Source organism: Spirosoma fluminis (genome assembly GCF_054778895.1).
Genome location: NZ_BAAGZD010000002.1, coordinates 327,941 through 353,053, shown reverse-complemented (window position 1 = coordinate 353,053; position 25,113 = coordinate 327,941). Strand labels below are relative to the sequence as shown.

The following is a 25,113-nucleotide window of genomic DNA, read 5'->3' as shown; positions in this document are numbered from 1 at the left end:
GGCAATCCGCTCGTTCACTCGTTCGCTCGTTGAATTCTAGAATTGCAGATTCGCGCCTACGGTGAATGTACGCGGGTTCGGATAGTGACCTGTGTCGACGTTCATCAGCTTGATGCTGTTGTTGAAGGCACCAATTTCAGGATCGTAGCCTGAGTACTTCGTGAACGTCTTCAGGTTCTGAATCGACCCGTAAACCCGCAGGTTAGCTATTTTCGCTTTGCCCAGCAGATTCTTCGGCAGGCGGTAACCCAGCGTGATGTTCTGAATCCGAGCGTACGAAGCATCTTCTACGTAGCGGTCCGACATTGCCGTGTTGTTCTTGTTCGTGTTCGTGAACCGGGGCAAGGCACCATCCGTATTGTCGGCCGTGTAACGATCCGTTACGGTATTCATCTGGTTGGTATAGGCGTTGTTCAGGCCTTCCAACTGCCAGCGCAGGAAGTTGAACGCCTGAGCGCCCTGGCTTCCCTGTAAGAACAACGAGAAGTCGAAGTCTTTGTAGTTCAGCGAGTTGGTCAGGCCCCAGGTAAACTTCGGTAGCGGACTGCCGATGTAGGTGTAATCCTGAGCGTCGATCTTGCCATCACCGTTGATGTCCTTGAAGCGAACGTCACCCAGCCAGGTTTCCGTCTGGTTGACTTTGTAGCCAAACTGGGGAAGACTATTGTCCAGATCAGCCTGCGTACGGAACAGACCATCGGTAACCAGACCCCAGAACGAACCAACCGGACGACCAGGTGTAGTGTGCGTAACCAGGTAGTTGTTGTAATATACCTTACCATCAAGAGCCGACGCGGCACTGGCGGCCTTGTCGTACTTGTTCGTGAACTGCGTGAAGACAACGTTCGTCTTCCAGCTGAAATCACCCCGTTTGATGTTCGTCGTTGTCAGACCGATGTCAACCCCGGTATTGGTCATCTGACCCGCGTTGCCCAGCGGTGCTTTCAGGTCGTCCCACTGATCGCCAACTCCAATCAGGTTCGGACCGGTCAGGAAGATGATCATGTCCGACGTTACTTTCTTATACACATCGATCGTTGCGTCGATGCGGCCGTTGAAAAAGCCCAGGTCAACACCCGCGTTGGCCGTTTTCACCGATTCCCATTTCAGGTTCGGGTTTGGAATCCCGTTAATCATATTCGACGAACCGAAACCGACCGGACCCGAGAAGAACTGCACGGCACCGACGTATGCTGGGTTCGGTGCGCCACCGGGGAAATTCTGGTTACCCACAACCCCGTATCCCAGGCGCAGTTTAGCATAGCTCAACGTGTTGGCGATGGCACCTTTCATGAACTTTTCGTTCGAGATCGTCCAGCCTGCCGATACGCCGGGGAAGTAACCCCACCGGTTGTTCGGTCCGAAGTTCGACGAACCATCCGCCCGGAAGCTGGCCGACAGCGAGAACCGATCGTCGTAGGTGTAATTGGCGCGGGCAAACCACGATTCCATCGCCCACTGTCCTTTACCACCACCGAGTCCCCAGGTCGTTTGATCCGCGCTACCCGTGTTGAGGTCAAAGATGTTTGCCTGCAAATCAACCTTAGTCCCCGAAATCGCCTGGTAATACGAGTTCTGCGCCTGGTGGCCAACGGTTGCCTGAATACCATGCTTTTTAACGTACTTGTTGTACGTCAGGTAGTTGGTCAACGACCAGTAGTAGCTGTCCGAACGGGAGTCGATCAGCTTGCTCCGGAACGACGTACCACCCACGTTGCCGGCCTTCTGGAACGCTACGTTGTTGTCCTGACCCAGCGAGTACGATAATTCGTTCCGTAACGACAGGTCTTTCGTGAACTGAAGTTCGGCGTATAAGCTACCAAAGATGTTGTTCGTCGTTTTGGTGTTGCCGCGGTACTGGCTGTTTCCAACCAGGTTCGAGTTGTTGTATTGTACACCTCCAACCGTTTGGCCACCGCCCCACGAACCATCCAGGTTTTTTACCGGAATAAGCGGACTTGTTGACGCACCATACCAGATGGTACCTTCGGCGGCATCCGCCAGCGATACGTTCTGGATGCTGCGCGATACGTTAGCGCTCAGCCCTACTTTCGCCCAGCTTTTCAATTGATTGTCGAGGCTGAACCGTGACGAATACCGTTTGAAATCCGAACCCAGCAGGATACCCTTGTTCTGGAAGTAGTTCAGCGACAGGTAATAGGTTGTTTTGTCTTTACCGCCCGAAAAGCTCAGTTGCTGGTTGTTGATGGTGCCGCGCTGGAACATCGCTTCCTGCCAGTCGGTACCGGTACCGAGCAGATCCGGATTCTTGAACTCGTCGGCAACGGGGTTGCCGATGATTGGCAACACTTCGTTCTGATAACGAGCGAAATCGCGCAGGTTCATCAGGTCCAGCCGACGAGCCACTTCCGAAACGCCTGTATACATTTCGTAATTGATCTTGCCTTCGCCCGATTTGCCTTTCTTGGTCGTAACCAGGATAACGCCGTTGGCCGCCTGCGAACCGTAGATCGCCTGGGCCGATGCATCTTTCAATACGTCGATCGACTCGATGTCGTTCGGGTTGAGCATGGCCATGACGCTGTTTCCGGTTTGCCCATCGCCACCACCCAAGCCAGCATAACCCGAGCTGGACGACGTATTACCGCCAACAAACGGAACACCATCGATTACGAAAAGTGGATCGTTGCTATTGATGGATGTCACACCGCGTACTTTCACGGATACTCCACCACCCGGCTGACCACCGTTGCTGGTGACGGTCACACCCGCGGCTTTCCCTTGCAAAAGCTGGTCAACACCGGCGGCCGGAATATCTTTTAACTCGGTGGCCTTGATGGTCGTGATCGACGACGTAACGTCGGCCCGCTTCGCCGTACCGTACCCGATTACGACTACTTCGTCGAGCGACTGGTCGGCGGTTAGCAACGTAATGTTCAGCGTGGTGCGCGTGCCAACCTCAACCTCCTGGGTTTTCATCCCGATGAAGGAAATAACGATGGTCTTGGCACCCGCGGGCATGTTCAGCGAAAATGCGCCGTTGATGTCCGTTGTGGTACCGATCTGGGTGCCTTTTACGGAGACTGTAGCGCCGGGAAGCGTGTTGCCTTTCTCGTCGGATACGGTCCCTTTGATGAGGGCTTTAGTGTCCGACGGGGCGGTGATGATACTCGTCTTAGCGCCCTTTGTGGTCGCTAATGCAGCCCCGTTTCGATCGGAGGCTGGTCTTATCATCGTTCGTTCCTGGGCGCTGACCGTTAGCCAGCTGCTCAGCAGGACGACGCCTGAAAGCACATGTTTAATCATATGAGGTACAAATTAATATAAGTATGTTACTAGGGATGGTAGACAAAATCGGATACGTTCCGCCAGACGAGCCATCAAATCGCCTGAATGTGTTATGCCAGTATAGGAGTCGGTTTAATTAGTTTTTGCATAGGTAATGAGATCATGACCGAGGTGCCCCGCCGGGCTTCACTCTGCCACATGACCTGGCCGCCCAGGTAGTCGATCCGGGATTTGATGTTGGCGATACCGTTGCCTTTCGAGGACTCTTCCGAAAAGTCACCTCCCTGTCCATCGTCATCGACACTGACGAGCAGGGTTTCATCATTAGCCATGATTTGTACGGTAATTGTCGTTGCGTGGGCATGCTTCAGAGCGTTGTTCAGCAACTCCTGCACAACCCGGTAAATCATGACCGACGCTTCGTCGCCCAGCGCCAGGGTCTCTCCGTAATGCTCCAGAAACAGCTTCGTCTCGTTTACCAGATTCAGTTTCTGAACCAGATCTTCGAGGGCGGGTACAAGCCCAAACGTTGATAGGGCATAAGGGCGCAGATCGTTCGAGATCAACCGCGTTTCGGTGCAGGCTTCGTCCAGAAACTGGTTCAGGGGATCTTTTACCGACACCGGAAGCTGCTCCTGATGCGCTTCGACGAACAGCTTGATCCGGGACAGTTGAATGCCCAGCCCATCGTGCAGATCGCGGGCAATCCGGCTACGTTCGCTTTCCTGACCTTCGATCATTGCCTGCAGCGATTTCAGCTCCAGCTGCCGGATTTGCTGCTGCGCAATCACAGACTGCTGGTGCGTGATTAGTTTCTGCTGGCGACGCAAAAACACCAGGGCAGCCACACCCAGCACACTTATAATCAGGACAGCGATCAGGGCCGAATTCAACATACGTTGGTGATTGCTTTGTTGTTCAATGAGTTGTTTCTCAACGGCCAGGGTTTTGATCTGACTGTCTAATTCCTGCAGGCGAATGCTTTTAGTCTGTTCGGACGTATAAAACTTATCGGCAAAAGCCATCGCCTGCAACGAAATGGTGTAGGCCTTTTTGTAATCGCCCATGCTGGCGTAACTGTAGGCCGAATGTTTAGCCAGTTCCCGCAGCATCGCTACGTTGTTCTCAGCTTTAGCCAGACTGTAGCTTTTCTGATAAGCCTCCAGCGCAGCTTTGGGGTGGTTCCGGAACTGCTCGACAATACCCAGGTAAAAGTGATTTAAGGCAATCAGCCAGTTTACATTCAGCTGTTTCGCCAGTACCAAACTCTGGTTGGCGAAGTACTGAGCCGAGTCGGGCTGCTTGGTCCGTGAATACGTATTTGCCAGCAGATTTTGCGCAAACGCCTGGAAATAGCGCTGCTTGTGGCGAGCGCTCATTTGTTCAGTTTCACGCAGTCGCGTAAGCAGATTCGCGTCCATGGGTTCTTTCTTCTGATCGATGTTTGCCAGCCCCAGCCGACATTCAATGATTTTGGGCACCCGATGCGTGCGCTCAAAATATTGAAGCGCCTTTTTAAAATACTTTTCCGCCGACGACTGCATGAAGTCGTCATGCGAGTAATAATCGCCGATGGCAATGTGCTCGGTGTAGTAGCCCAGCGAGTCACCCACTAAGCTGTAGTATTTAAGCGCATTGAAATAAGCGTCCACCGTGTACTTATTATAGCCGTATTGCTGATGGTACAGTCCGCCTAAGCGGTCGTACGCCGTAGCCGCCTGCTTATAATTTCGGTCAGCGAGCAACTGTTTTATCTGCTTTTTTACTTGCTCCATGGGCAATGCATCACCTGCTGCCTTACTCTGCGCGAATAGGCTGAATACGATAAGCAGGAAGGCTCCCAGGAACGTTTTCATTAAATCAGGCACTAGTGAGCGGGTTTCAAGTGCTCTCCAGAGCATGTAGCTGCTTTACTGAATATTGTGAACGAGTTAGATTTAGCTGAATCAGGCGCCTGTTATTCGATGCACTGCATCTGCATGGCGGTTTTAATCAGCAGGGCCGTGTTCGGAACGCCAAACTTCATGAGCAAACTGCTGCGGTGAAACTCAACGGCTTTGGTGCTGACAAACAATTGCGTCGCCATCTGCTGAGTCGTCAATCCCTGCGCAATCAGATTCAACACCTCCGATTCGCGCGGGGTAAGGTTCGGTCTTGAACTGCTGCCCACCAGCGACTTTCTGGTTTTTCCCTCGTCGTGGAGGAGAATGTGCATGATCGTCTCGTTGAAGTACTGCTTCTCCTGATGCACGGTACGTATGGCCTGAAGCAATTCGATCTTGGTTGTATTCTTCAACAGGTATCCTTTCGCTCCTTTTTTGACGACTCGTTTAATCAAACTGGCGTCGTCGTGCATGGTTAGTGCAATCACTTTAATCGTTGGATGCGACCGGGTAATCAGTTCGCAAAGACCGAGTCCATCGTCAATCTGCGGAAAGGAAACATCCAGCAATACGACATCAATCGGTATTTGTTTTAACGACTCAATCACCGAAGAGACGTTGTAACACCGTTGCACCACTTCAATTTCGGATGAGCCCGATACCAGTGACTCTATACCTTCTACAAATACGTTATGGTCATCCGCAATCAGTACTCGTATCATTTAGTTAAAATAGTTCTTGTCAACAGCAGGCAGATTATCCTAGAATTATCGCAGTTGAATTTTTGATGAAATTATCCGTATTCAAACGACCGCCTGTTCAGCCAGTTACTAAGAATTTTAAACCGTATTTATCAAATTTAGGGAAGAAATAGTGCCTATTATTGAACTTTACTCAGCAAAATTAGGACTAAACATTACGTTCAGGAATAGTGAAAACCCCATTTTATAAAATTTAGGGTTAACCCTAGGTATCCTGTATTTCCCATGTGTCAAGACTGTATTTATTGATCAGCCCAAAATCAACAATTATCAATTTAAGCTTTCGCATGTAGGTATACAATTGACTGTATATCGTGGAAAGACATGACATTGCCGAGAACTCAAGACAAAAGACAAGCCCGACAGTCGATCCAGTTGGTAGCAGATAATCAAGGAAGAGTAGGATGGAGTTATGTTGGTAACGCATTTTTACCGGTAATACGTTTCCAGATTTCGGATGAATTGGGTAATTTTTCTACAAATTATATGGGATTAGTACAGTAATCTGATCGTCAGAAGGTAAAGGCTAAAGTGCGATATTTGCGGACTGGACAAAACCACCACTCATTCATGTCTGCGTACGTAATCAGCGCCGATAAAGCTAAACTGGACATACCGCTCATTCATCGGTTCCTGAGTCAGGAAGCCTACTGGTGCTTAAATATTCCACTAGATATCGTTCAGCGCTCGATCGACAACTCGGTTTGTTTTGGGGTATATGACGGGGAGCAGCAGGTAGGGTTTGCGCGCGTGGTGACCGACCTAGCCACCTTTGGCTACCTGGCCGATGTGTTTATTTTGCCCGAGCATCGCGGTAAAGGCTTATCGAAGCAACTTATGGTATTTATCATGGCTTATCCTGCTTTACAGGGGTTGCGCCGGATGATGCTGGTTACCCGCGATGCACACGGACTGTACCGGCAGTTTGGTTTTGAAGCCATCGATAGTCCAGAAAACACAATGTTCATTAAAGCATTTACAGCGTACTGATGCTCACGAAACGTATTATTCCCTGCCTCGACATTAAAGACGGCCGTACGGTAAAAGGAACGAATTTTGTTAACCTGCGCGATGCCGGTGATCCGGTTGCCCTGGCTGCTGCCTATGCCGAACAGGGGGCCGACGAATTGGTTTTTCTCGACATCACGGCCACTGTCGATGAGCGAAAAACACTGATTGACTTGGTGCGCAACGTAGCACATACCATTAATATCCCGTTCACCGTCGGGGGCGGCATCTCGTCCGTGGCTGATGTATCAGCGCTGCTGAATGCCGGGGCTGATAAAATTTCGATCAACTCATCGGCCGTACGTAACCCTGATCTGGTCAACGAGCTGGCGCTTGAATTTGGCAGTCAGTGTGTAGTCGTGGCCATTGACACGCGGTACGTAGACAACGAACACATTGTTCACACCCACGGCGGACGAAAACCGACGGAGTTACGCACGATTGCCTGGGCGAAGGAAGTTGAAAATCGGGGAGCGGGGGAAATTCTGCTGACGTCGATGGACACCGATGGCACGAAAGCCGGTTTCGCAATCGACCTGACAGCTGAGATTTCGGGGAGCGCCAACATCCCGGTCATTGCGTCGGGCGGGGCTGGTACCATGGACCACTTTGTCGATGTGTTTACAACAGGTAAAGCCGATGCGGGATTAGCTGCCAGCATTTTTCACTTCAAAGAAATCGAAATTCCTGCCCTAAAAGGCTATCTCCGCGAACGAGGTATTGAAATGCGCATAACAAACTAATGAAACCGAGGCTGAATAGTGGATCGGATTCAGGTAACTAACCTCAGTAAGGAACAGCCTTTGTTGTGTGTTAACGTTAGTACTGGCCATAATTTTTACAGATTCATCGAACAATAAAAAAGCCCCGAAATTGGGGCTTAGTAAGTGTCTCTAAAATTTGGCGGTTGCCTGTTCTGCGGGTTTCAATTTCTCCTTGAATACCTTTTTAAACTTATCGAGCTTGGGCGCAATCACGAAGGCGCAATAGCCCTGCTCGGGGTTGTTGGCAAAGTAACTCTGATGATACGCTTCCGCTTCGTAAAAGGTAGTGGCCGGGCTGATTTCCGTGACAATCGGATTCGCGTAGGCACCAGCTTTGTTCAGTTCTGCTTTCGCCGTTTCGGCCAGTTGCTTCTGCTCATCGGTGTGGTAGAAAATCACCGAACGATACTGTGTACCGACATCGGCTCCCTGGCGGTTTAGGGTCGTTGGGTCATGGCTGCGGAAGAACGCTTCCAGCAGTTCCTGATACGTTATCTTGCTGGGGTCATACGTCACTTCAACGCATTCGGCATGGCCGGTTGTGCCCGTGCACACTTCTTTATAGGTCGGATTAAGCTTCTGACCGCCCTCGTAGCCAGACACCGCATCCAGTACGCCATCCAGCGATTCATACAAAGCTTCTGTACACCAGAAACAGCCTGTTCCGAAGGTAGCTTTCTCCAGTGTAGCCGGTTGATTCGTTGTCATAGTTGTTGATTTCTGTTAATTGACCGGTTGCGCCTGAACCGCCAGCCCCAGGGCCGACAAAAAAGCGGTGGCCAACACCGTTACTTGTTTACGAAGCACAGTTGCAACCATTAAGTTGGTTTGTAGTTGTACAATACATAAACAACGTAACTCTTCAGCGTAAAGTTTGCGCCCTGCCTCCGTGAAAGACTTCGACACCAACCGCTTCCGCTACGACGGCTCCGAACCCATTAAAATTAAAAAAGCGCCCACTAAAGTAGATGACCTCTACAAGGACGACGATCATTACGAAGAGCTGTTACGTCAGCAGGCGGCCCAGATCGACAAGTGGCAGAACCGCCTGTATGCCCACAACCGGTTCGGCGTACTAGCCATTTTTCAGGCGTTGGATGCCGCCGGTAAAGACGGAACCATTCAGAATGTATTTACCGGCACGAACCCGACGGGGGTGCGCGTCTATTCGTTTAAGCGGCCGACCGAACAGGAGCTTGACCACGACTTTCTATGGCGAAGCTGGCGGGAACTGCCCGAACGCGGCACGATTGGAATTTTTAACCGCTCGTATTACGAGGAAGTCCTGGTAACGAAAGTCCATCCGGAGATTTTAACCGAGAGCCAGCGGTTGCCCGACAAAGCGACGGAAGACCTGGATAAGCTCTTTAAGCGTCGGTATAAGGCGATTCGGCACATGGAAAAGTTTCTGCACCAGAACGGTTTTCCGACTATTAAATTTTTCCTGCACGTATCCAAAGAAGAACAGGCCGATCGGCTTATCGCTCGTATCCAGGACCCAGGTAAAAACTGGAAATTTGACGAAGGCGACGTGAAAGAACGGGCGTTCTGGGACGATTATCAGAAAGCCTATGAGGACGCTATCAATGAAACCGCCACCGGTAAAGCGCCCTGGTACGTGATTCCTGCCGACGATAAAAAGAATATGCGCCTGCTGGTTGGCCGAATCCTGATCGAGGAGCTGGAAAAGCTGCCCATCAAGGAACCAGAACCCGATCAGGAGCGCTTTAACGAACTACAAAAACTCATTCCTGTCATTCAGGCTCAATAGCAAGTAAGCTAACAAAACCCCGAAAACTGACGAGAAACACCAACTCATTATGAAAAAGCCGCCAATCTCGTCATTTCGTTACGTAGGAAAACGAAAATTTCTGACTGCTGAAACGCCAACCCTGATCGAGCCGCTGTACGCCGACGAAGCCGACCACCGTCGACAGCTCGACAGCCTGGCCGCCCGCATGGATCAGGCCCAGAACCGAATGCACGCTCACGAAAAATATGGGTTGCTGGTGGTTTTTCAGGCGATGGATGCCGCGGGCAAAGACAGCAGCATCCGGCACGTATTTCGGGGCGTCAACCCGTCGCGGTTTAAGATGGTGCCGTTCAAAAAACCCGGTGACGAAGACTTGAAGCATGACTTTTTGTGGCGGTTCTGGCAGGAGTTGCCCGAGCGGGGTAATATCGGCGTATTCAACCGCTCGTATTACGAAGAGGTACTCGCGTTACGTGTTCATCCTGATCGGCTGCGTGACCAGTCGATTCCGGAAAACCTGCTGCCTGCCAACGACAAAACGCTCTGGCAGCAACGCTTCGGCGACATTGTGCATTTCGAAGACTATCTGTTCCGCAATGGCTTTCCCATTGTCAAGTTTTATCTGCACGTGTCCAGAGAAGAGCAGGGTAAGCGGCTCATTGCGCGTCTGAAAGATCCCGAAAAGCAGTGGAAGTTCAGCGAGAACGATCTGGAGGAGCGGCAATTCTGGCCTGAGTACATGCAGGCGTATGAAGACACCCTAAATGCTACCGCAACAAGACAAAACCCCTGGTACGTAATCCCCAGCGACGACCGGCCGAACCAACAACTGATCATCGCCCACATCCTTACAGATATTCTGGAAGCTTTGCCAACCGGGTTTCCGAAGACCGAGAAAGCGAAAGTTGATTCCCTGATTAAACAGATTGAAAAACAGGATGATAAGTAATTGCTTTTGCTTACTTTAGAGCAGCAAACTTTAGCCTGAACAGCGCTGACAATGGATACTTTAAAGCTGACACTTCTGGTTATATTCATTGGGATACGTAGTGTCGTTGCTCAATCGGTTTCGTTAACCGAAGATTCTGTATTCAAGGCTGTTTTAGGGCGCCAGATGCGGTATCCGGTTTTGGCGGAGCAGACAGGCGTATATGGGCGCGTTTACGCCTGCTTTACCATCAATGAGCGGGGGCATGTAGAACAGGTGCAGGTGCTGGGTAGTGGCGATTCGAAGTATGGCTTTACCGAAACAGTACGGAAAGGACTTACGGCCCTGCCTCCGCTTCAGCCCCGGTACGCCCGACAGTACGTGTTGCCAATTGATTTCGCCTACATCAATTATAACGAAAGTGCGGAGCCGTTGCTGGCTTCTGCGCAGAGTCTACCCGCCCTTTATCAGCAGGGGCGTATGTTGCTGAAGCCTGTGCGGATTATGGGTAACAGCCGGACCTACCGACATAACGGCACCTTAATGCCTTCTCCTTTGCATACGCCGGAACGCCGTTACTATTAATCGCTTCCAATTGATCCGGACAAATGGCCATTTATTGATTCTGTACAACGTGCAGGACCGTTCAGCCTTTGCTTTGGCGGTTTCATCTAAATTTTGGACAAGTCGCCATCTTTTGCCTGTAACTTTGCGTTGTTACTACAGGAACAGGCAAACTACTCACTAATAAGTTAGTAGCGCATCCATTAACTTCATGAAACACAACATACTACTTTGGGCGATCACTCTATTTTATACGCTGTCCTCCATATCCGTCGTGCGGGCGCAAAACGATCAGAATCTAGCTAATCGCGCCACGGCGCAGGAGAAACTTACCGTCAGCGGCTACATCAAAGATGCCGCGAATGGCGAGGGGCTGATCGGCGTATCAGTGTACGTGAAAGAAACGGCAACGGGAGCTGTCACCAATAGCTATGGGTTTTATGCCGTTACGGTCCCGCCGGGCGCTTATAACCTGGTTATTACGTATGTCGGCTACGAAAAGCAAACAAAAACCGTAACTCTGACCGACCGTAACCTTCGGCTCGATCTGGAATTAAAGGAAGAAGGCAAGCAGCTTCAGGAGGTTGTCGTATCGACCAAGCGCGAAGACGACAACGTCAAAAACATCGAGATGAGCGTTAACAAAATCGATGTAAAAACCTTGCAGCGCATTCCGGCTCTACTAGGCGAAGTGGACGTGGTACGTAGTATTCAGCTGCTGCCCGGCGTATCGACAGTAGGGGAGGGAGCGACCGGCTTCAACGTTCGGGGCGGTAGCATCGACCAGAATCTGGTGCTGCTCGATGAAGCGCCGGTTTATAACTCGTCTCACCTGTTCGGTTTCTTTTCGGTGTTTAATCCGGATGCCGTAAAGGATGTCAAGCTCATCAAAGGTGGTATCCCCGCCAATTACGGCGGCCGGATTGCGTCGATTTTAGATGTGAGACTGAAGGAAGGTAATGCCAAGAAACCGGAACTCAACGGGGGGATTGGCTTGATTTTTAGTCGCTTGTCCTACGAACGGCCGTTATTCAAAGGAAGGGGCTCGTTTATCGTGGCCGCCCGTCGGTCGTATGCCGATGTTCTGGCTCAGCCCTTTCTGAACAAAGATCTGAGAGGTTCCAAGTTCTATTTTTACGACCTCACGGCCAAGGGTAATTACCGCATCAACGATAAAAACACGGTGTTTCTGTCGGGTTATCTCGGTCGCGATGTGTTTGGGGCTGATTTTGGGTTTAACTGGGGCAACACCACACTCTCGGCTCGTTGGAATCACGTATTCAGCGATAAGCTCTTTTTGAATACAACCGCGTATTACAGCAACTACGACTATTCGCTTGACAGCGATTTGAAGCGGAAACCCGAGAACGCCAACGATTATTTCCGGACGAATTCCCGCATAGTCGACTACAGCATCAAACCTGACTTTTCGCTGTTTCTGGGTAAAAGCACCATTACGTTCGGAGGACAAAGTATTCTGCACGATTTTCAGCCGGGTACAGCCACGGCCGCCAGTTCCGGCGATGTGCGAACGTTTGGTTTATCGAATAAATACGGCTTAGAAAACGCCCTGTACATTGGCAATGAACAGCAGGTATCGCCGAAACTGCAACTTCAGTACGGATTGCGGTATTCGCTTTTCAGCTACATCGGTCCCGGCCAGGCCTATACGTTTTCAACGGCTAGCCCCGCCGGACTGAGACGTCCGCTCACCTCTATCCGGTCCTATGAGCAAGGCGACGTTATTGAGACCTACGGCAATTGGGAACCCCGCTTTTCAGCTAAATATGAACTGAGTGGCAACAGCTCGTTAAAACTGAGCTACAACCGGCTGGCGCAGTACATTCATTTGGTTTCAAACACAAGCGCATCTACGCCCCTCGACATCTGGACACCGTCGACGAACAACATTAAACCACAGATCGGCGACCAGGTGGCGGCAGGCTTCTTTAAAAATTTTGGCGGCTCGGTTAACGGGTCCGGCAGCGAGTTTGAGGCTTCCGTAGAGGTCTATTATAAATGGCTGCAAAATCAGATCGACTACATCGACGGAGCCCGGCTGATCCTGAACCAGTTTCTGGAAGGCGATCTGCTAAGTGGAAAAGGACGTGCCTACGGCGCTGAATTTTACGTAAAACGTAACACGGGCGTTGTGAACGGCTGGATCAGTTACACGCTGGCCAAAACGGAACGGCAGGTAACGGCTATCAACAACGGAGACTGGTTTCCAACCCGCTTCGACAAACGCCATACGTTAACGTCGGTCCTGCTGTTCGATCCACCGCAGGCCAAGCGCTGGAATTTCTCAGCTACGTTCACGCTGGCCAGCGGCACGCCCGCTACGTTCCCGACGAATCGATTTGAATACGGCGGGTTTGTGGGCCAGGTGATCAATGGACGTAACAACTACCGAATTCCGGCCTATCACCGGCTTGACCTGGCGGCTACGCTACAGGGACGGCGTCGGCCCGGCAAGCGAAAAGACGATAACTGGGTATTTTCGGTCTATAACGTGTACGCTCGCAAGAACCCGTTCTCGGTGTTTTTCCAACCCAACACAGACAGCCCACGCGTCACGGAAGCCATCCGGTACTCGATTTTCGCGACGGTAATTCCGTCGATAACCTACAATTTCAAATTCTAAGACGTTCTGGCATCATGTCACTTATGTATAGATTAACTTCTCGACTTTTATGGCTACTAACCGCCGTTGCTTTATTTACACTTACGAGCTGCGAAACGGTTATCGATGCAAAACTTGACGAAGGACCCGCGCAGTTGTCGGTAGATGGTACGCTGACCGACCAGCCCGGCCCGCAAACGATTCGGTTAACGCAAACGGCTGCGTATTTCAACAACGGAACTCCGCCGGTTGCCACTGGTGCAACCGTGACGGTTACCGATAATCTGGGCAAGGTGTTTGATTTTACTGATCCCGATAACGACGGGTATTACGTCTGGCAGCCAATCGGTAAAGACACGTTGGGACGTATCGGGCGGACGTATAACCTGAGCATTACGTTTCAGGGTGAAACCTACCGGGCATCGTCCCGGATGAACCGGGTGCCCACCGTCGATTCGATTGTGTTCCGGAAAGAAAAACTGAATCCGTTTTCGTCAACAGAAGGCTACCGGGCTGAATTTTTTGCGCGGGACTTCGCGGGCGCACGAGACTATTACCGCATCCGTTATTTTCGGAATGGTGAACTTCAGAACAAGCCCCGTGATATTACGACGGTTGAAGATGCTTCGTTTCCGGGTAGTGCTGATACCGACGGCCTGATCTTTATCCGACCCATCCGTCAGTCGGCGAATCCGGATAGTTTATTCAGGCTGAATGACGTCGTGAATATTGAAATTGAGTCGTTAACGGCCGAAGCGTTTGAGTTCTGGCAGCAGTTCAGGCAGCAGATCACCAATGGCGGCTTGTTTGCTACCCCACCCGCTAATGTGCCAACGAACATTGTCAACGCGAATCCCAACGGACGTAAAGCCGCCGGATTTTTTGTGGCCTCAGCTGTTCGTCGGCGTACGGCAATCGTTCAGAACGAAAACATTCGACAGTAAATCGATCCGCCAGCTACCTCTAGGGGTAAACAGACTGTGTTGGCTTTGAGAAAAGGCCTCCTATCAACTGATTGACCAGGATACCCGGTACTACGAGTAGTACGAAGCCGGTAGCGAGCAGGACAGTGAACGTAATTTTTAAGACGGCTGCTAATAAGCCCAGTGCCAGTCGAAGTAGTTTCATAATCAGTGTCACATAACGGAATGTAAAAACTAAAACAACAATTAGGCCAATTCTGCTTTAAGTTGTTAGCGTGCAGAGCCATATACGCAGTGCTCTTTAAAACAGAACCCCGTCGCAGGACTACGCGTCAATAAATCGCTCCTGAATTGGTCATTAGCTTAACCAGTTTAGGAGCGATTTACAATTACTTCAAAAGGCTGATCAAAAGTGATTAAAACGCGTATCGTTTAACGATTGTCTGGCCGGGCAGCAGCCATACTCCCCGCGCTGACTGTGAATAAAAGGAGGTTCCGAACGGAACTTCTTCCCGCCGAACGCGCCCGGTTTTCAACCGGATGTCAACCGCCATTGTCTTGTTATCCACAGGTGTAAACGCCTGCGGCTGCTGAAGCGCAAACACGCGCATAGCACCCCGGTTCTGCGTTACCGCCATGCGGAAGTGCCCTTGGGCGTCGGGCCAGCTGACCAGGGCTTTAGCGTTTCCGGGAACAATGAAGCCGCTCTGATAGGTCGACACGGGCGTAAAGCCTCCTTTCCCATCACCTTTCAGCACCAGGCCATTGAACGCATCCATTCGTCCAGCAACCAGATCGCTACCGTGATCATTCCCGACCAGCACCGCGTCCAGATTTCCGTCGCCGTCTACATCCTGAGCCAGCATGCCGAACACCGGAGCCACCTGCGCCAGCGTGGGCAGTGGACGAATTTCAAACGTACCGTTCCCCTTGTTTTCGATATAGCTGCTCATCAGATACGTCGCCGAATGCTTTAAAGCCTGGCTCCGTTCCTCTTCGGTTAGAATCTGGCTCATAGTCGCCTGACCGAGTACGGCATACTTCACGTAGCGTTTTTTGATGCCGATCATTTGGCGAACCATATCATCCCAGCCAAAATACGGATACTCTTCGTACTGACCTTTGGCGTTTTTGAAATAAACCGACGTGAAGGCATCATAGAACCCGTTGTTATCGAAGTCACCGGCATACATCCGCACCGGCCGTTCTGGCGTAGCCCGTAACAGGTTGTTCTGACCCAGGTTGCCGACCAGGTAATCGACATCGCCGTCATTGTCGAAGTCGCCGGACGTGAGCGAGTTCCAAAAACCGGTTTTACCGGCGAGACCCGTGTTTTCGAGTGGTTGTAAGCGACCTTTTTCGTTACGTAATATCGTTACGGGTGCCCACTCACTGACGAGCATCAGATCGACGTAGCCATCTTTGTCATAATCGGTCCATAGAGCATCGCAGGTTAACCCGCCTTTGGCCAGTGCTGGCGCTACCTGGGCCGTTACGTCCGTAAACTTGGGCTGGCCATTTTTGCTGTCGTTACGTAGCAGGTAACTGGGTACGCCCATCGGGTATTTGTTGGGCTCGACACGCCCACCGACAAACACGTCCAGATCGCCGTCCCGATCGAAATCAGCCGCCTTTACGCAGGACCCACTGACCTTAAAATTAGGAAGGGCGTTCGAGGCCAGGGTGAAATTGCCCTTGCCATCATTGGTGTACAGCCGATGCGTCAGGGCTTCGGCCAGTTGGTCGGGTGCAAACTCGGTGCTGCCACTGGCGGCATACAAATCCAGGTCTCCATCCGAATCGGCGTCGAAAAGCAGGAGCCCGGCATCTTCCGACAGTTTTGCCGGTAAGGACTTCAGCGTGAACCGTCCGTTAGGCTGCTGGAGCAGCACTTCGGTGGCATATTTAGAACTGCCACCAACGACCATATCACTCAGGCCATCGCCGTTAACATCGCCTACGGCCAGGGCTGGTCCATATTCAGACAGTTTGTGCAACAGCGTTTTTTGCTGGTTGAAGTCGATAAAGTCGTTTTCTTCGTGCCGATACGTAAGCCCGATCGAATCCGTTACGTCGCGTATTAACCGCTGAGGCTCTGGGATAACGGTAGGGGAAACCTGCCGAGCATCCGCGGCTTTCAGAGTAATAATCTGGTCAGCCTTTACTCCTGAAATCAGTTGCACCCGTCCATCCGGCCACGTCACTTTCAGATTCTGAATAACATCAACCGGGCCCAGACCTAAGTGAGCGATGGGCTCAACACTGGACAGGAAGCCCCGGTAAGGCGTGTGCTCATAAAATTCTTTACGGCCGCCCGGCAGATCGTATTCGACTGTGGCACCTAATCCCATTGAATTGGCTCCACTTCCCTGAAAACGAATGCGCAGGTAGTGCGATTTCTTCGGCTTCTTATCGGCTAGCGTGTTGCGGTAGACAAACGCTTCGTCGTCGATGTTGTTGATCACGTAATCCAGATCGCCATCCCCGTCGAAGTCGGCATAAGCGGCCCCGTTAGAGAAGCTCGGCTCGGTCATACCCCAGGCATCGGTTACATTCTGGAACGTCGCGTCGCCCCGGTTCTTGAACGCATAGTTGCTTACTTTCACCTGCGGCATTTTCTCCGTTAGCTCTTTCCGAAGGTCGTCGCCCAGTAAGTTGTTTACGGAACTGTAATAGTTGGTAAAATCGCGGTCTGTCACATCGCGCGGAAAGCCGTTGGTGACCAGCAGGTCCCGGTGCCCGTCGTGGTCGAAGTCAGCCAGCAGGGGCGACCAGCTCCATTCGGTTTCGGCAACGCCGGCCAGCATACTGGTTTCGCTGAAAAGCGGCACCTTCGCCTTCGAGCTGTCTCCGTACGGACGCGGACCCTGGTTGATCTGCAATGTATTGCGGGCGTACTGATGCTCGTAGCCCAGCCGGTCCCATTCCTGATACGAGAAATAGTTGCTTCCACCCATTAAACTCTTTTTGCGAAGGTTGTCTTCCGGCAGCATATCCATGGCTACAATGTCGGCCAGGCCATCCCCGTTGATATCGGCCACGTCGTTACCCATTGCCGAGTAACTGGTATGTTTAAAGGCTTCTTTAGCGTGGTTGGTGAACGTTCCGTTCCGGTTGTTGATGTACAGCACATCGTTCGTCGCGAAGTCGTTCGTTACGTAGATGTCTTTCCAGCCATCGCGGTTAATGTCGCAAATGTTCATCCCCAGCCCAAAGCCTTCGGCTATGACACCGGCCTCTTTGGTTACATCGGTAAAAAAGGCGTGCCCCCGTTTCGCATCAAAGTCATTGCGGTAGAGTCGGTCGGTATTGGGCGAGGTGCCGTCGTCAATGCGAACGTTCAGGTTACCGGGCGTTTTGCTGTCGAAGATCTGATCGACCAGCACGAACAGGTCTAAATCGCCATCGTTGTCGTAGTCGAAGAAGGCCGAGTGGGTACTATAGGTTGTGTCGGCAATGCCATAGTCGGCGGCCATTTCCCGAAAACGGGGCGCTCCGGTCTCGTCATTACCCTGATTGACGTACAACAGGTTAGCCCGCTGGGCCGCTTTCTTGTGGAGGGTGTTGGATACGTAGAGGTCTAGTTTACCGTCGGCATTGATATCTACAACCGATACCCCCGAGCACCAGCGCCCTCCGCCATCGACGCCCGCTGATTGCGTTACGTCTTTGAACTGCATATCGCCTTCGTTGAGGTATAGCCGGCTCGACACCTGATTGCCAGCGAAAAACACATCGGGTTTCTGGTCGCCGTTGAAATCGCCGACGCCGACGCCCCCGCCGTTGTAGATATACTGGTAATTCAGAATATTCAGCGTATCGCTGTCGGTAATGGTATTGGCAAACGTAATGCCCGTATCCGACGAGTCGAGCCGCTCGAACAAGGGCTTTTCCCGGCAGGACGTAAGCGTTAAAACCAGGCACGTGACCAGCAGCCACGAACCATTCTGTTGGTTAACTTTCATGAGTTAAAACCGACCCTGTACGGTGGTAATGGTTGACAGATAATCTTCAAATTTACCTATAAAAAATACCTTATTCACAAGGCATTTCAATTTTATGAACTGACCCGGCTGCGCAGCCGCCCAAACAAGGGTTGAAACGTAGCACGCTCCACAATCAGAATCACCAGCACAAAGAGGCCGACCAGTACCAAATGAAACGCTCCGGCGAGCCAGAGATTTTGAATGGGCACCAGCCGGGCCCCATAAATTAGTAAACCGGCACCCGCTACGTAGCCTACAGCCGAGCCGATATGGTAGGGAACCGGGTAATGCCGTTCGCCCAGCACGTAGCAAAGCGTCATCATGGTGAAGCTCGATACCAGAAAGGCGAGGGCGCAGCCCATGTAGCCAATCTGCGGAATAAGCCATAGATTCAATCCAATTACTACTACCGCACCCACTATCGTAATTACGGTACCGTACACGGTTTTGTCGCTGAGTTTAAACCAGAACGAAATGTTGTAGTAGACACCCAAAAATAAGTTGGCTAAGAGGAGAACGGGTACTACATCTAAACCACTGCGGTACCGGGCGGATAAAAAGAAACCAAACACGTCGAGGTTAAGGCTGACGCCTACCCAGATCAGCACGCAGACAATGACAAACCATTTCGTTACGTCGGCCAGCAGACCGGGCGCGTTCTTATCTTCAGCCTGCGAAAAGAAAAACGGGTCGGCCGCAAATTTAAACGACTGAATCGCTAAGGCCATGAATACCGATAGCTTGTAGCAATTTCCGTAAATGCCAAGGGCATCTTCGGATGTAAGTCCGGCGTAAAACCCATCGGGCAGCAACTGCCGCAGAAAAAGTCGGTCGGTTACGTTGGTTACCAAACCCGCCAGACTCGTTAGCATGATGGGGAACGAGTAAATCAGCAAGGTTCGGACCTGGGCCCACTGGAGCGTTGGCCGGAAGCCAATAAACGCTTTCCGCAATAGAATAAAATAGCACGCATTGCCGATCAGATTGGCCAGAAAAATATAGCCGGGGCCGATGCTGGGATCGTAAATGACGTTGATAATGGGTCGTAAGGCGGGTAGGTACTCACCATTATACACGTCCCGGCAGAAAATCAAGAAGAAGACATTCAGGGCGACGACGAGCGTGATGTTGATCATCTTAGCCGCTACGAACTGCCTGGCTTTGTTTTCGACGCGCAGCCGCGCAAATGGAATGGCCATAATGGCGTCGATAGCCACCAGAAGGGCTACCCAGCGAATAAACCGTTCCTGTCCGGGGTATTCCAGCAAGAGCGCGATCTGATGTGAAAACCCAATCAGTAAGGCCGAAAACAGCAGGCTGACGGCTAGGACGATGCTTAAGGTTTCGTTGAACACGTCGGCTTTCCTGTCTTTATTCCGGGCCGCAAACCGGAAGAACGCCGTTTCTAAGCCTAACGTATAAAAGGTCATCAGCACCGCTACGTAACTGTATAGTTCGACATTCGACGACAACTGCGCCGGTTGTTTGAATACGTAGGTCTGAAGCGGCACCAGCACGTAATTGAGCAACCGTCCCAGAATGGTGCTGATGCCGTAAAGCGCGGTATCACCCGCTAATTTCTTAAAGGTACTCATCTGAAAAGGAAACACCCGGCTGCGTGATCGGGCCAACAAAGTTACGACCTTTGGTTATCTTTGCGGCTCAAGTCGAAAGCGCCCTTTGCGATTTCGGTTAACCTGATCACCAACCCTATAGCAGTGTTTCTCTCTGCTTTAGCCAACAGCATGTCCCTGAAAATCTCATCTGCGCTGATTTCCGTTTTCTACAAAGACGGCCTCGAACCTTTAGTCCGGCTGCTGCACGATCAGCAGGTAAAGCTTTACTCTACCGGTGGCACCCAGACGTTTATCGAACAATTGGGTATTCCCGTTACTGCCGTTGAAGACCTGACCGGTTATCCATCCATCTTTGGTGGCCGGGTTAAAACGCTGCATCCAGCCGTAATGGGAGGGATTCTGTACCGGCGCGAGATGCCCGAAGATCTGGCCCAGGCCGAGCGGCACCGCATTCCACCGATTGATCTGGTTGTGGTTGATCTGTACCCGTTTGAAGAAACGGTTGCGTCGGGCGCGGGCGACGAGGACGTAATTGAAAAGATTGACATTGGCGGTATATCGCTCATCCGGGCTGCGGCCAAAAACCATAAAGACGTTCTTATCGTCTCGTCACGAAGTCAATACGGCAATGTAGTTAACCTGCTGACGGAGAAAAATGGCGCTACCGATATCGACGATCGGCGGCAGTACGCTAAAGAAGCGTTTGGCGTAACCTCGCAGTACGATACCGCCATCCAGGCTTATTTTAGTCAGAATAATACTTCTGCAACTGCTTCAGCTGCCCCGGCTGCGGATCTGACGGATTTCCGGTCGTTGCCCGCCAGCCACCTGCGTTACGGCGAAAACCCACACCAGCAGGCTACGTTCTACGGCGATCTGGACGCGATGTTCGACAAGCTGCACGGCAAAGAACTGTCGTATAATAACCTGGTTGACGTGGATGCCTGCGTAGGCCTGATCGACGAGTTTACGGGAACAACGGATAGTACGTTCGCTATCATCAAACATACCAACGCCTGTGGTATCGCAACGGCTCCTACTCCTAAAGCCGCGTATATGGACGCGTTAGCCTGTGACCCGGTCTCGGCGTTTGGGGGCGTGGTCATTACCAGTTCACCAGTCGATCTTGAGACGGCAGAAGAACTGAACAAGTTGTTCATGGAAATTCTGATTGCGCCGGATTACGCGCCAGAGGCTCTCAATCTACTTAAATCGAAAAAGAACCGGATCCTGCTGAAGCGGAAGCCCACTACGTTGCCATCGGTCATGTTCAAGACGATCCTGAACGGCGTACTGGAACAGGATAAAGACAACCAGACCGAAACGGCCGATCAGTTCACGACGGTGACCGAAAAAGCACCGACGGACAGTGAAGTACGGGCGCTGGAGTTTGCCCTCAAGGTGTGTAAACACACGAAATCAAACACCATCGTGCTGGCAAAAGAAGGTCAGTTGCTGGCCAGTGGCGTCGGCCAGACCTCGCGGGTGGATGCGTTACGTCAGGCCATTGAGAAAGCACATTCATTCGGCTTCGACCTGAACGGGTCGGTAATGGCTTCCGATGCTTTTTTCCCCTTCCCCGACTGCGTCGAAATTGCCAGCCTGGCGGGTATTACGGCGGTTGTGCAGCCGGGCGGCTCAATCCGGGATAAAGATTCGATTGACTACTGCAATCAGCACGGTCTGGCAATGGTAACGACTGGCGTACGGCACTTTAAGCACTGATGAAACTGCTCTACACGATCTGGTGCGCCGTTTGGCTGGTGGTATTGTACCTGTTGCTGTTTCCGATTCAGTTCGTGTGTTTGCAACGCGACGCGTGGAAGCCTTTGGCGCACCGGATCAACGGCATCTGGGGTAAGCTGTTTTTTATCGTCGTCGGCATACCCGTTCGTGTAGAGTATCGATTCCGTCCGGACCCCAGGCAGGTGTATGTCTTCTGCGCGAATCACTTCTCATACATCGATATTGCGGTTATGGGCGTCATCGTCAACAATTACTTTGCGTTTGTTGGCAAGAGCGACGTGAAGCACATTCCCTTACTGGGGTATATGTTCGCTAAGCTGCACGTGCAGGTCGATCGTTCGCACCCCAACAGCCGGGCTTACTCGCTGGCCAAATCAATCCGGACCCTGGCTGCGGGACGGAGTATCATGATTTTTCCCGAAGGAGGCATCAAGACGACGGAGCCTCCGCAGATGGTTCCGTTTAAGGATGGTGCATTTATCATGGCTATTGACCAACAGGTGCCGATTGTGCCCATAACCCTGCTGGATAACCATAAAATTTTACCCGATACCCATCCGGTACGGGTCCGCTGGCATCCCCTGCGGGCGGTTATCCATGCACCGATCGAGACCACGGGTATGACGCCGGATGACATCGGGCGACTGAAAGAAGAAACGTTTCGGATAATTGACCATGAACTGCGCACGCATGCTACCGTATCCGCGTAGTATCTTTGCAAAACCGAGTAACCACTCCGAATGAAAGTAGATCACGACACCCTGCATAAAATTGCGCACCTGGCCCGTTTAGAAATTAAGCCGGAAGAAGAGGCCGACCTGCTCAACAGCCTGAACGGCGTACTGACCTGGATGGAGCAACTGAATGAGGTTGATACCACCGGAGTTGAGCCCTTAACCCACATCTCGGGGGAGACAAACGTATTACGTGACGACGTAGTGGCAAATCACCTGCCCCGCGAACAGGCGCTGGCCAATGCACCCCAGCACGACGATCGGTTCTTTGAAGTCCCGAAGGTTCTGGAATAAGAACAGACGTATCACCAGACAGCCGTGGTCGGCCGATTAGCCAGCAGCGTTCGAATCGGTTCGGCAACCAGCTCCGCGTGGAAAACCAGACTGAAATGATCGCCGGGCACTTCTATAAATCGCTCGTCGGGCGGGGCGATAATGTTATCAGGCCGGGCGTGAATTCGCAGATCGGGCTGAACCGTTAAGGCGGCTACTTTGGCGAATAAAGTCTGAATCTGTTGCCAGACGTATAGTTTGCTCATGTGCGTCGCGTTGTTGGCCAGCTTTGCGTATAACGCAGCGGATTCCGGAAGGGGGTACTGCTTTACCAGCTGCTTCGTCATCCACGTACTTTGCGTAAGGCCCGTTCGCGATAGAAGTTTCAGTACGTTCAAATTATGAACCGGGAATAAAATCTTCTTCTGGTCGGTCCAGGAACTCACCTGTACGGCCGCGGCTCCGGTTAGCTGTTTAATGTGCATAGCCGTCCAGCCGCCCATCGAGTGCCCAATCACTACATTATCGGCCGTAATCGCGTACTGACCGATGAGGTACTGCGCCAGCAATTGCACCGTAACGGGAACCGTTGGCTGCCAGCGGGTAAACTCATCTGCCAGATTCAGGCGAACATAATCGGCCGCCGGAAGCAGTGGCTCCAGCGTATCGAAAATAGTCGGATCTTCGAGATAGCCGTGGATCAGAAAAATTCGCAATCGGGTGGTTGTCATTGTGGGCTGTTTGTTCGCTTACCCGCGCCCAATAAAGAGCAAATAAGCGATTTTGTTACGCCAGAACGGGTTTAACAATTTTACCGGCTACGTCGGTGAGCCGGAACGGCCGACCCTGAAACTGATAAGTAAACTTGGTATGGTCAAAGCCTAGGAGGTGTAGAATGGTCGCCTGTAGGTCGTGAACGTGTACTTTGTCTTTAACGCCATAATATCCGATGTCATCGGTTTCGCCGTACGTAAAGCCTCGTTTCACGCCCCCACCGGCCATCCAGAGGGTGAATGCATCGAGGTGATGGTCGCGCCCCATAAACGGCAGCACCTGTCCATCCCGGTTTTCCTGCATGGGCGTTCGGCCAAACTCACCGCCCCAAACCACCAGCGTATCGTCGAGCAGACCACGCTGCTTCAGGTCGGCCAGTAAAGCGGCTACTGCCTGGTCTGATTCTTTACACTTTGTTTTCAAACCCGTATCAATGGAGCCATCAGCGCTTGTACCGTGGGTATCCCAGCCCCAGTCGAAAAGTTGAATAAACCGCACCCCCCGCTCGGCTAATCGGCGAGCCAGTAAACAATTTCGGGCAAACGACCCTTTGTTGGGGTCAACGCCGTAGCTGTCAAGTATGAATTGGGGTTCGGCCTTAATATCCATAGCGTCGGGCACCGACATCTGCATTTTGAACGCCAGTTCGTACTGGGCGATACGGGTTAAAATCTCCGGGTCTTTAACGTCTTCGTACTGCTGCTGATTGATCTGACTAATGGCGTCGATGGTCTGTTTCCGAACATCGCGGCTGATGCCCCCCGGGTCAGACGCGTAGAGCACCGGATCGCCGTCGGTACGGCACTGTACTCCCTGGTAAACGGTCGGCAAAAAGCCACTTCCCCAGACCGACTTTCCCGCGTCGGGCTGCTTACCGCCCGAAGCCAGGACGATATAAGCCGGTAAGTTGTCGTTTTCGGTGCCGAGCCCGTACGTCACCCAGGAGCCTAGACTCGGTCGTCCTAAGCGGGCGCTTCCTGTATGCATGAGCAATTGCGCAGGCGCATGGTTGAACTGGTCGGTGTGCATCGCCTTCAGGAACGTAATGTCGTCGGCAACGCCTTGGAGGTGAGGTAAATAATCGGATATCCAGGCTCCCGATTGCCCATGCTGCGCAAACTTTCCCTGCGGCCCCAGCATTTTAGGAACACCCCGGATGAAGGCAAATTTCTTTCCTTCGAGTAAGGCCTGTGGGCAGTCTTTTCCGTTATACTTCGCCAGTTCGGGTTTGTAATCGAACAGCTCCAGTTGACTGGGCGAGCCTGCCATGTGAATATAGATGACCCGCTTCGCCTTGGGAACGTACTGCGCGGGCTGCGGAACAGTAGGCTCGTCAGACTGTAAAGTTCCGCCAACCGGATTTGTCTGGGCGTTTTCTTTATTAAAAAGACCGCAGCCAGTCAGCGTCGATCCTAACGCCATAGCCCCCAATCCCGTAGAACATGTATGTAAAAAGTGGCGTCGGGTGGCTCGTTCGGCCGCGGCCTGTTGAAGTTCTTGCAGGAGCTTGTTCATGACGTAATGCGGGCGAAGCCCGCGAAAAGTTTAGAAATTACGGGTTTTCACC

Annotated in this window: 18 protein-coding genes; 10 read left to right on the top strand and 8 right to left on the bottom strand. The window is 51.9% G+C overall.

Annotated elements, in window-relative coordinates; all coding sequences use genetic code 11:
* Window positions 1–36: 36 nt before the first annotated feature.
* From ACYVBJ_RS01930 to ACYVBJ_RS01920, 3 genes are all read right to left on the bottom strand, one after another.
* On the bottom strand, window positions 37–3,267 hold the full coding sequence (locus ACYVBJ_RS01930) for a SusC/RagA family TonB-linked outer membrane protein (RefSeq protein ID WP_460980611.1): 3,231 nt from the start codon (window positions 3,265–3,267) through the stop codon (window positions 37–39).
* Window positions 3,268–3,359: 92 nt separating this feature from the next.
* Complete coding sequence (locus ACYVBJ_RS01925; RefSeq protein WP_460980610.1) at window positions 3,360–5,105, bottom strand: tetratricopeptide repeat-containing sensor histidine kinase; 1,746 nt, start codon at window positions 5,103–5,105, stop codon at window positions 3,360–3,362.
* A 101-nt stretch (window positions 5,106–5,206) separates the two neighbouring features.
* On the bottom strand, window positions 5,207–5,854 hold the full coding sequence (locus ACYVBJ_RS01920) for a response regulator (RefSeq protein WP_460980609.1): 648 nt from the start codon (window positions 5,852–5,854) through the stop codon (window positions 5,207–5,209).
* Between the two features lie 609 nt (window positions 5,855–6,463).
* Here ACYVBJ_RS01920 and ACYVBJ_RS01915 point away from each other — a divergent pair.
* Both ACYVBJ_RS01915 and hisF read left to right on the top strand, forming a co-directional pair.
* On the top strand, window positions 6,464–6,883 hold the full coding sequence (locus ACYVBJ_RS01915) for a GNAT family N-acetyltransferase (protein ID WP_460980608.1): 420 nt from the start codon (window positions 6,464–6,466) through the stop codon (window positions 6,881–6,883).
* The gene (gene hisF / locus ACYVBJ_RS01910; RefSeq protein WP_460980607.1) at window positions 6,883–7,644 is read left to right on the top strand and encodes an imidazole glycerol phosphate synthase subunit HisF; all 762 of its coding nucleotides are present in this window, start codon (window positions 6,883–6,885) and stop codon (window positions 7,642–7,644) included. The genes ACYVBJ_RS01915 and hisF overlap by 1 nt, the downstream gene beginning before the upstream one ends.
* A 150-nt stretch (window positions 7,645–7,794) precedes the next feature.
* On the opposite strand, the gene msrA is transcribed toward hisF, so the two are convergent.
* The gene (gene msrA, locus ACYVBJ_RS01905; protein ID WP_460980606.1) at window positions 7,795–8,373 is read right to left on the bottom strand and encodes a peptide-methionine (S)-S-oxide reductase MsrA; all 579 of its coding nucleotides are present in this window, start codon (window positions 8,371–8,373) and stop codon (window positions 7,795–7,797) included.
* A 181-nt stretch (window positions 8,374–8,554) separates the two neighbouring features.
* On the opposite strand from msrA, the gene ACYVBJ_RS01900 reads away from it, so the two are divergent.
* From ACYVBJ_RS01900 to ACYVBJ_RS01880, 5 genes are all read left to right on the top strand, one after another.
* Window positions 8,555–9,436, top strand: coding sequence for a PPK2 family polyphosphate kinase (locus tag ACYVBJ_RS01900; protein WP_460980632.1), 882 nt, complete (start codon window positions 8,555–8,557; stop codon window positions 9,434–9,436).
* A gap of 49 nt (window positions 9,437–9,485) precedes the next feature.
* A complete protein-coding gene (locus tag ACYVBJ_RS01895; protein ID WP_460980605.1) occupies window positions 9,486–10,367 on the top strand; it encodes a PPK2 family polyphosphate kinase in 882 nt (293 codons plus the stop codon).
* A gap of 51 nt (window positions 10,368–10,418) precedes the next feature.
* Window positions 10,419–10,931, top strand: coding sequence for an energy transducer TonB (locus tag ACYVBJ_RS01890; RefSeq protein ID WP_460980604.1), 513 nt, complete (start codon window positions 10,419–10,421; stop codon window positions 10,929–10,931).
* A gap of 190 nt (window positions 10,932–11,121) precedes the next feature.
* A complete protein-coding gene (locus ACYVBJ_RS01885; protein WP_460980603.1) occupies window positions 11,122–13,554 on the top strand; it encodes a TonB-dependent receptor in 2,433 nt (810 codons plus the stop codon).
* Between the two features lie 23 nt (window positions 13,555–13,577).
* Window positions 13,578–14,477, top strand: a complete 900-nt coding sequence (locus ACYVBJ_RS01880; protein WP_460980602.1) for a DUF4249 domain-containing protein — start codon at window positions 13,578–13,580, stop codon at window positions 14,475–14,477.
* A 395-nt stretch (window positions 14,478–14,872) separates the two neighbouring features.
* On the opposite strand, the gene ACYVBJ_RS01875 is transcribed toward ACYVBJ_RS01880, so the two are convergent.
* Window positions 14,873–18,421 carry a VCBS repeat-containing protein gene (locus ACYVBJ_RS01875; RefSeq protein WP_460980601.1) on the bottom strand — a complete coding sequence of 1,183 codons (3,549 nt, stop codon included), beginning with the start codon at window positions 18,419–18,421 and terminating at the stop codon, window positions 14,873–14,875.
* 92 nt (window positions 18,422–18,513) lie between these two features.
* Window positions 18,514–20,037, bottom strand: a complete 1,524-nt coding sequence (locus ACYVBJ_RS01870; RefSeq protein ID WP_460980600.1) for a lipopolysaccharide biosynthesis protein — start codon at window positions 20,035–20,037, stop codon at window positions 18,514–18,516.
* 150 nt (window positions 20,038–20,187) lie between these two features.
* Between ACYVBJ_RS01870 and purH the strand changes: the two genes are divergently transcribed.
* From purH to gatC, 3 genes are read left to right on the top strand one after another with little or no spacing between them, the layout of a single operon-like run.
* Window positions 20,188–21,744 carry a bifunctional phosphoribosylaminoimidazolecarboxamide formyltransferase/IMP cyclohydrolase gene (gene purH / locus ACYVBJ_RS01865; RefSeq protein ID WP_460980599.1) on the top strand — a complete coding sequence of 519 codons (1,557 nt, stop codon included), beginning with the start codon at window positions 20,188–20,190 and terminating at the stop codon, window positions 21,742–21,744.
* Entirely contained in the window at window positions 21,744–22,475 is a 732-nt protein-coding gene (locus ACYVBJ_RS01860; RefSeq protein ID WP_460980598.1) for a lysophospholipid acyltransferase family protein, read from the top strand. Before purH ends, ACYVBJ_RS01860 begins: the two co-directional genes overlap by 1 nt.
* Window positions 22,476–22,505: 30 nt before the next feature.
* A complete protein-coding gene (gene gatC / locus ACYVBJ_RS01855; protein ID WP_460980597.1) occupies window positions 22,506–22,793 on the top strand; it encodes an Asp-tRNA(Asn)/Glu-tRNA(Gln) amidotransferase subunit GatC in 288 nt (95 codons plus the stop codon).
* A gap of 11 nt (window positions 22,794–22,804) precedes the next feature.
* Here the strand turns inward: gatC and ACYVBJ_RS01850 are convergent, their stop codons facing one another.
* Both ACYVBJ_RS01850 and ACYVBJ_RS01845 read right to left on the bottom strand, forming a co-directional pair.
* On the bottom strand, window positions 22,805–23,503 hold the full coding sequence (locus tag ACYVBJ_RS01850; protein ID WP_460980596.1) for an alpha/beta fold hydrolase: 699 nt from the start codon (window positions 23,501–23,503) through the stop codon (window positions 22,805–22,807).
* A gap of 55 nt (window positions 23,504–23,558) precedes the next feature.
* Entirely contained in the window at window positions 23,559–25,061 is a 1,503-nt protein-coding gene (locus ACYVBJ_RS01845) for a DUF1501 domain-containing protein (protein WP_460980595.1), read from the bottom strand.
* Between the last annotated feature and the right edge of the window lie 52 nt (window positions 25,062–25,113).